General features: G+C 34.6%; 8 protein-coding genes. 1 reads left to right on the top strand and 7 read right to left on the bottom strand.

Going from position 1 to position 8,392, the window contains the following annotated elements; translation table 11 throughout:
- Window positions 1–98 precede the first annotated feature (98 nt).
- Window positions 99–1,001: a histone deacetylase family protein gene (locus HNP25_RS21410; RefSeq protein ID WP_184137780.1), complete on the bottom strand. Its 903-nt coding sequence runs from the start codon at window positions 999–1,001 to the stop codon at window positions 99–101.
- A 565-nt stretch (window positions 1,002–1,566) separates the two neighbouring features.
- Between HNP25_RS21410 and HNP25_RS21405 the strand changes: the two genes are divergently transcribed.
- Window positions 1,567–1,857 (top strand): putative quinol monooxygenase, encoded by a 291-nt coding sequence (locus HNP25_RS21405; protein ID WP_184137779.1) that lies wholly within the window; start codon window positions 1,567–1,569, stop codon window positions 1,855–1,857.
- 138 nt (window positions 1,858–1,995) lie between these two features.
- On the opposite strand, the gene HNP25_RS21400 is transcribed toward HNP25_RS21405, so the two are convergent.
- The 6 genes from HNP25_RS21400 to HNP25_RS21375 form a co-directional block, all read right to left on the bottom strand.
- Complete coding sequence (locus HNP25_RS21400) at window positions 1,996–2,778, bottom strand: L-fucose dehydrogenase (protein WP_184137777.1); 783 nt, start codon at window positions 2,776–2,778, stop codon at window positions 1,996–1,998.
- 41 nt (window positions 2,779–2,819) lie between these two features.
- Window positions 2,820–3,647 carry an amidohydrolase family protein gene (locus HNP25_RS21395; protein ID WP_184137775.1) on the bottom strand — a complete coding sequence of 276 codons (828 nt, stop codon included), beginning with the start codon at window positions 3,645–3,647 and terminating at the stop codon, window positions 2,820–2,822.
- Between the two features lie 153 nt (window positions 3,648–3,800).
- Window positions 3,801–4,655 (bottom strand): fumarylacetoacetate hydrolase family protein, encoded by an 855-nt coding sequence (locus tag HNP25_RS21390; protein WP_184137773.1) that lies wholly within the window; start codon window positions 4,653–4,655, stop codon window positions 3,801–3,803.
- A 6-nt stretch (window positions 4,656–4,661) separates the two neighbouring features.
- On the bottom strand, window positions 4,662–5,330 hold the full coding sequence (locus HNP25_RS21385) for an SGNH/GDSL hydrolase family protein (protein WP_184137771.1): 669 nt from the start codon (window positions 5,328–5,330) through the stop codon (window positions 4,662–4,664).
- Between the two features lie 100 nt (window positions 5,331–5,430).
- Window positions 5,431–6,195, bottom strand: coding sequence for an SDR family NAD(P)-dependent oxidoreductase (locus HNP25_RS21380; protein WP_184137769.1), 765 nt, complete (start codon window positions 6,193–6,195; stop codon window positions 5,431–5,433).
- A 220-nt stretch (window positions 6,196–6,415) separates the two neighbouring features.
- A complete protein-coding gene (locus tag HNP25_RS21375) occupies window positions 6,416–8,092 on the bottom strand; it encodes an amidohydrolase (RefSeq protein ID WP_229202932.1) in 1,677 nt (558 codons plus the stop codon).
- Window positions 8,093–8,392 lie beyond the last annotated feature (300 nt).

Below are 8,392 nucleotides of genomic sequence, written 5' to 3'. Positions count from 1 at the left end.
AAAAGTAAGGATTGTACAATAATAAAGATAAAAACCTCTCAAATCGTCCTAAACCTCACTATTCTAAGAAAAAGTTCGGGATGACTCATGTTTTTCATTCAGAAAAACATCTTTTGAGCCAACCTAAAAGTATTACAATGAGCCTCCACAATGTCAATAATTTTAGGAGAATATCCTCCTCCCATTGATACTACTATTGGTAACTTATGTTTAATTGCTTGTTCAAAAACAAATTCATCTCTTCTGAAACATCCTTCTTTAGAAACGCTCAATTTTCCTAATTTATCTGTTTCCAAAATATCAATCCCTGATATATAAAATAAGAAGTCAGGTTTTTGAAGTGAAATTAATTGGGGTAATGTTTCAAAAAGTATGTTCAAATACTCCTCGTCTTTAGTATATGTTTTCAGCTCAATATCCAAATCAGATTGTTCTTTATGCAATGGATAATTCTCTTTCCCGTGCATTGAAAAAGTAAAAACAGTTGAATTGTTTTGGAAAATCTCTGCCGTTCCATTTCCTTGATGAACATCCAAATCAATGATGAGTATTTTTGTCGCTAAACGATTTTCCAGTAAATAATTTGCCGCTACTGCCACATCGTTCAACAAACAAAACCCTTCTCCTTTGTCGGAATAAGCATGATGCGTTCCGCCAGCTACATTCATAGAAATACCATTTTCTAAAGCGAAATGACAACAATCTATCGTTCCTTGGGTAATAATAGTTTCTCTTAAAACCAATTCTGCTGATAACGGAAAACCAATCTTTCGAATCATCTTAGGCTCAAGTCTCAAGTACTTCAAATCTTCCCAATATGCTTTTTGGTGGGTCTTTAAAATCCATTTTTCATCTACTGGCTCAGGTTCAAAGAAATTATCTTCAACACAAGTATCTTCATACAAAAGTTGTTCTGGAATAAGTTCATATTTTAACATCGGGAAACGATGTCCTTCTGGCAATGGATGTTGATAGATTGGTGAATAAGCGATTTTTAGCATACAATAAAATATTCAGTTATTTCTGAAAGGTAAATCTCTCGTGTGATTTTTACATTTTGCGTACAGTCCTTTCATTATCAAAACAATTTCCAGATTACAAATTGTTTTGTAATCTGGAAAAAATAAATACTATTTTTCCCTGATACTTTTTCTTTCCAGATAAATTGAATATTCTTCCTATCAATTTCTTGCTGACGAAAAATCTGGAATAATTATTAGTGTTTGAACTTACTCTAACATCGAATGCTGGAAGTCAAACTTAGAACAAAAGGATTCAGATACAAATCAGGGTACTTATTAGGATACAACTACCAAAAAAGTCACTGATATTTCCGAATTACTTTTACTATTTAAGCCATTTTTTAAGTATCAAATCATCATTACTAGCCCTTAAATCTTCTCTCAACAAATTATTTACTTTCCATTGTAAAACACTTTTTGCAAGAATATCGCTCATAAAAGCATTCATTTTCACGATATGGAGAAAAATAGTAATATTGCAAGAGATATGACTCTTTATCAAGAACATCTTCGTAAAACGTTTTTAAACTAACATTCTTTCAAAATGAATATTTACCTGACGGCAATCGTAAAAAGTAAACCTGAACATGTTGAAACAGTAAAAACTATTTTAACAAACTTAGTGACTGAATCCAGAAAAGAGGCGGCTTGTATTCAATATGATTTGCACCAATCTATCAATGAGACAAATTTGTTTACTTTTCATGAAATTTGGGAAAGTATGGCAGGTTTAGAAAACCACAATCAGCAACCTTATATTGGTAGTTTCGTTGCTCAATTTGATGAATTATTGGAAGAACCTGTAACGGTTTATCAGGCAGAGAAAATTGCTTAGGGAATAAATATGAATCATCCAGAATTTAAAAATAAAAGCGGTCGAAAAACTAATTTCGACCGCTTTTTTCTGATTGATGAAAAACGAATTCCTACTGTTCGAGCGAAGCGATTAATTAACAAGAAAAATAATCAATTCCTACAACAAAGCTCTATCCAAATGCGTATAACCACCATCTACATAAATCAATTGTCCTGTTGTATGGCTTGAACGTTTTGACATTAAAAACGTCACCATATTGGCAATTTCTTCAGCGGTAGTCATGCGTTTTCCTAATGGAATTTTATCTGTAATTTTCGCTAACGTTTCTTCTGGATTTGGTAAAGTCTTAATCCAACGGTCGTACAATGGTGTATAACATTCTGCCACAATTACCGCATTGACACGTATGCCATAAGGTAATAATTCAACCGCCCATTCACGAGTAAGGGCATTTCTTCCTCCATTTGATGCCGCATAAGCAGAAGTTCCACCTTGACCAGTTTCAGCCGTTTTTGAACCAATGTTTACAATCGCTCCTTTTGATTCTTTCAAATAAGGTAAAGCATGGTGTACCAATAAGTAATAGTGAATCAAATTACTGTGTAATGATGCCACAAAACGTTCATAATTCCCGCTTTCTAAACCTACGCCATCGTTTACACCAGCATTGTTCACGATTCCATCAATTCTACCAAATTTAGCCACTACTTCATTAATAGCTTTTTTACATTCTTCTGGTTGAGATAATTCTGCTACGAACGACCACGCTTGTCCGCCCGCTGCCTGAATTTTCTCAATTGCTTTTTGATTATCAGCGTCATTTCTGCCTACAATCGCCACATAAGCTCCTTCAGTAGCTAATACGCCAGAAATGCCTTCGCCAATTCCTTTTGCACCGCCCGAAACGATAATTACTTTTTCTTTAAGTCCTAAGTTCATGTTAAAGATTTACCAAAAGCTTAATGAGGCTCTGGTAAGGTTTAAATATTATAAAATTTGAGTGCATTCTCACCCATGACCTTTTTCTTTTCTAAACTAGAAAAAGTAGAAAAATACTCATTGACAATCCCTAATTGTTCTTCATATTGTGCTGCAACTAAACAAACTGGCCAATCTGAACCATACATGATACGCTCTGTACCAAAGGCTTTTACAACAGTATCTAAGTAAATTTTAAAATCAGATACTTTCCAATCTTTCCATTCGCCTTCGGTAACCATACCTGATAATTTGCAATATACATTTTGATGTAAAGCCAATTTCTTGATATTGGTTTGCCATGCTGCATACTCCCCAGACTTAATATCTGGCTTGGCGATATGGTCTAACACAAATTTTTGGTTGGGAAAAAGTTTGGCTAATTGTATAGCTTGCTCTAATTGAAAGTGATAAATTAGAATATCATAAGTAAAATCAAATGCACCTAAAGCGGAAATACCAGCTTTGAATTTAGGTCTAAGCATAAACTCAGTATCTGCTTCACCTTGAACAATGTGCCTAAAACCTTTTACTATTTTATGTTCAGCATATTGTTCTAGGGTATCGTCAACATCATCTGCACGTAAATCTACCCAACCAACTACCGCTTTGATAAAATCATTTTTGTTGGCTAAATCAATCAAAAAATCTGTTTCAGCCAATGTTTGGTCTGCTTGTACTGCTACACAACCCGAAATATTATTTTTGGCTAAAATTGGCGCAAGATCATTTGGTAAAAAGTCTCGTTGAATAACTTTCATTTCTTCCGAAATCCAATCATGTCTTTGTGCATCGTACTGCCAAAAATGTTGATGTGAATCTATCGTCATAAGATTTGTTTTTATTTAAAAATTAAAATAGTTTGAAAACTTGAAAAGAGGTAAGCTTTAATTACCTAAAGATAAAACACAAAGCTTAATTTTCATTTGTATTTTATACGTTTTCAAATTTTCAAACTACATAACTTATTTTTAAATAAAAAATTATGCTTTCCAGTTTTTAGCGGTTTGTTTTTGTATTCCTAAACCTTCGATTCCTAATTCAACAACATCGCCTTCTTTCAAGAAAACTGGAGGATTGAATCCTAAACCTACTCCCGGAGGTGTTCCTGTTGAAATCACATCGCCCGGCAATAACGTCATGAATTGACTTAAATATGAAACCAAAGCGGGTACTTTAAAAATCAATTGGTCGGTATTACTGTTTTGAACCATTTTACCGTTTACACTCAACCACATTTTCAAATTGTTTTCATCTTCAATTTCTTCTGTAGTTGCCAAAAATGGGCCAAGTGGTGCGAATGAATCACAACCTTTTCCTTTACTCCAGTTTCCTCCTCTTTCAATTTGGAATTCTCTTTCAGAAACATCATTATGTAAACAATATCCTGCTACATAATTCATGGCATCGGCTTCGTCAACATATTGTGCTTTTTTGCCAATTACCAAAGCTAATTCTACTTCCCAGTCGGTTTTTACTGAATTTTTAGGAATAATAATGTCATCGTTTGGACCAGAAAGTGCAGTTGTCGCCTTAAAGAAAATAATTGGTTCTGCTGGAATGGCTGCACCAGTTTCACGAGCATGATCTGCGAAGTTCAAACCAATACAAACAATTTTAGAAGGACGAGGCACACAAGAAGCAATGCGTACTCCTGCTGGAATTTCTGCTAATTCATTTTGTTTTTCTACTAACAATAAACTTAGTTTATCTAAGCCATCATTTTCAAAAAAAGCTTCGTTATAATCTTGAATGTATGCCGAAACATCTAACCATTTCTCTTCTAAGATTACACCAGGTTTTTCGTTACCTACTTCTCCAAATCTAAATAATTTCATAACAATTTATTTTGTAATTAAAGGGAATAATTTATCGGCAACAAACTGGTTTCCAAGCTCGTTTAAATGAACTCTGTCGGTAGTTAAAATGCCTTTATCTTTGTTTTCTGGATTATTATTCAAATTGTGTCCTAGAAATTCTTTTCTTAAATCACAAAGTGGAATATTATTCTTCGTTGCTAAATTTCTGATAAAATTACTGTACTGATTCATATCACCATCCTGTTGATTACTGAAATCAGTCTTTTCGCCAATGGTTGCTGGAGTACATAAAATCAATTTTGCTCCACTTGCTTGAATCTTATTGATTAATGCTTGATAAAATCTAATAAATTTATCTGGGTCAGTTCCTGTTCCAGAAGTGGCTTTATGCCAAACATCGTTTACACCCACATAAATTACTACTATATCTGGCTTTTTACTCAATACGTCATCTTCTAAACGTAAGTACAAATCATATACTTTGTTGCCTCCGATGCCCGCACCAATCAATTCATATTTAGCTTTATCACCTTTTTTGTCAATCATTTCTTGCAATTGAGAAATATAACCTTTGGGCTGCACGCCAGCTTGTGTGATAGAATCTCCAAAGAAAATGATTTTTTTAGGTTTTTCTTGTTGAATAAAAGAGGTCATCGACCAGAATAATACCGATAATAACAATAGTTTTTTCATGAATACGAAGCGATTAGAAATTAGTGATTGGCAATTATTTTTCACAAGTAATTGATTATTTGAGAATAAACAAATTTTGTGAGTACTAATTATTTAACATTTAGTTATTCAATCTAATAAATCCTCCATCAATCGGATAATCACAACCTGTTACAAAACCTGCTTCATCAGAACATAAGTATAATGCCAGAAAAGCGATTTCCTCTGGTTTAGCCATTCTACCAATTGGTTGTGAAGCCGAAAGTTTTTCAAACATTTCTTCGATATTATTCGGATAATTCTTCGCTAAAAAGCCATCTACAAAAGGTGTATGTACTCTGGCTGGCGAAATACAATTACAACGAATGTTATGGTTTAAGTAATCTTTAGCGATGGATAATGTCATGGTTAAAATTGCTCCTTTCGACATTGAATATGCAAAACGGTCTGCAATTCCAACTGATGAAGCTACCGAAGCCATGTTTAAAATAACGCCTCCTTTTACTTCTTTCATCATCGGTACGGCTGTGTATAAACAATTGTAAGCTCCTTTAACATTTACGCTGAAAATTCTATCAAAATCTTCTTCCGAAGTTTTTTCTAAATTACCTACATGAGCAATTCCAGCATTATTAATCAGAATATCAACACGACCAATACTTGCAAATACTGTTTTTACGGCATCTTGATTAGTTACATTACAAGCATAAGCGTGAGCGATGCCTCCTTGTAAACGAATCTCTGCTACGGTATCTTGTGCGGCAGCTTCGTTGAGTTCAAGAATATTTACTGCTGCTCCTTGTTTGGCAAATAATAATGAGATTGCACGACCAATCCCCGAACCTCCACCTGTTATTACGACTGACTTATTAATTAATGAAAACATTTTTTATGGTTTTTCTTGATTGTTTGGCTTCTTCAAATGAAAAAAGTCATCAAAACATATAAGTAATTTAATGGGTAAACATACCCAATATTTATTCAAGAATTATTAATAATCACAAAAAAAGACGACTAAAATAGTCGTCTTTTTCATTAATCAAGCAATTTTATTTGTTAATGTATTCTTTTTTTGTGTGATGATAATACTGTCTTGGGATTTGTTTTTAATTACCTCCACTCTTTCCTGTAGTTGTACTTCCTTCGGCTGGAGCTACTTTTCTAACTGTTGGATAAGTAATCCCTAATTGTTCCATATAGCTTTTATATTTGGTAGGGTCGTAATATACTTTCTTCATTTCAGGTCTAAACTTTGCCATAATCTGTTGATTCAAATTGATAGCGGGTTTATCCGTCGGCGAAATCAGCGATTCATACTTTACATCTTTGGTTTGTTCGTTTTTATAATAATCCCAAGCTTTGGTAATCAAGTCTGGTTTTACCAACATATCTAATAAAGTAAGTGCTTCTACCTTTGCTCCTGCGGTTACTCCTTTGTGTGCAATAGGTGTTGCCATTGAAATAGCATTAGCCCAGTGATGCCCCGGTAAACCTGGAATATTAGAAGGATAGCGAAGCACTACCGTTGGAAGATTCCAAGAAATATCGGCAATGTCATCCGAACCTCCGCCCATGCTTACTAAAACGGGTTCGATGGTTGTATCTATTTTCATCGCTAAACCCTTTTTCTCAGGCGACTTCAATTCTGCTTGCAATGAAGTTGCTAACAGTTGGTCTTCTTCTGACCATTTTGGTAAACCTACTCTTTTGATATGTTCAAAAACATTCTCTGCAATCGGTTTATTGAAATGTCCGGGCCAAGCACTTCCTAATACTTCGTAAGACATTGTCGTTCCCGTCATCATTGTTGCTCCTTTGGCAATAGCAACACCTGATTCGTATAATTCTTTGATTTTCGGATAGGTTCTTTCACGGAAATAATACCAAACAGAAGCTTTTGATGGCACAACATTGGGCTGGTCGCCACCATCAACAATGACATAATGCGAGCGTTGAGAAGGATACAAATGCTCTCTTTTAAAATTCCAGCCGATATTCATTAATTCAACGGCATCCAAAGCACTTTTACCTCTCCAAGGTGCACCTGCCGCATGGGCAGCTTCGCCTTCAAAATTAAATTTTACGGATACCAGACCATTTCCTCCATTGTCACCCCATTGCACTCCCAAATTATTGGCAACGTGTGTAAAAATACAAGCATCAATATTTTTAAAATGTCCATCACGTACAAAAATGGCTTTCGTTCCTACTAATTCTTCTGCAACACCCGGCCAAAGAACAAGTGTACCAGCGATTTTCTCACGTTCCATGATTTTTTTAATCACAATGGCAGCCGTAATATTTAAGGCTTGTCCAGAGTTATGTCCTTCGCCATGCCCCGGTGCACCTTCAATAATTGGGTCATGGTAGGCAACCCCTGGTTTTTGTGATGCTTTGGGAATACAATCAATATCAGAGCCTAAAGCGATAACAGGTTTGCCATTTCCCCACCTAGCAATCCATGCCGTTGGAATGCCCGAAACACCTTTTTCAATGGTAAAACCTTCTTTTTCGAGAATATTGGTGATATAATTAGAAGTTTCATACTCTTGAAAGCCCAGTTCTCCAAAACTAAAAATCATATCGACCATTTGTTGAGAGAATACTTGCTTTTTGTCGATTTCTTCTAAAATTTCTTTGCGGAGCTTTTCTAATTTCTTAGTATCAATTAAAGTAACTTCAGCACTGACTGTGGATGCCTTTTTAGATTGAGCAAATGTGGTTGGTTGACATAGCCAAAAAAGAAGCATTAGCTTGAATAATGCGTAAACGTTTTTTTTCATGTTAATGAGTAATTAAAAGATAGTTTGGTTTGAAGATGAATGTTTACAGACAGCTCAATTAAATTTAATAATTTTCAATGATTATTTTGATATAGAAATGTTAAAAATGTTATGATTAGAGGGTTTCTGCTTAGCGTTATTTTATTTTTAGTAGATTATACTTATTTGTCAAATCCTAAAAAAGTGCTTATCAATGGCACCCTCCCTACTCTACCCGAAGATTTTGTTCTTGAAAACAAAAAGGCTGAAATTTGAGCGACCAAGCATCAAAACAGCCTTTAAGGATGAGAAAAATCATCA

Source organism: Arcicella rosea (genome assembly GCF_014204325.1).
GTDB lineage: Bacteria > Bacteroidota > Bacteroidia > Cytophagales > Spirosomataceae > Arcicella > Arcicella rosea_A.
Note: the sequence above shows the minus strand (reverse complement) of the source record. Positions and strands in the feature narration are given on the sequence as shown.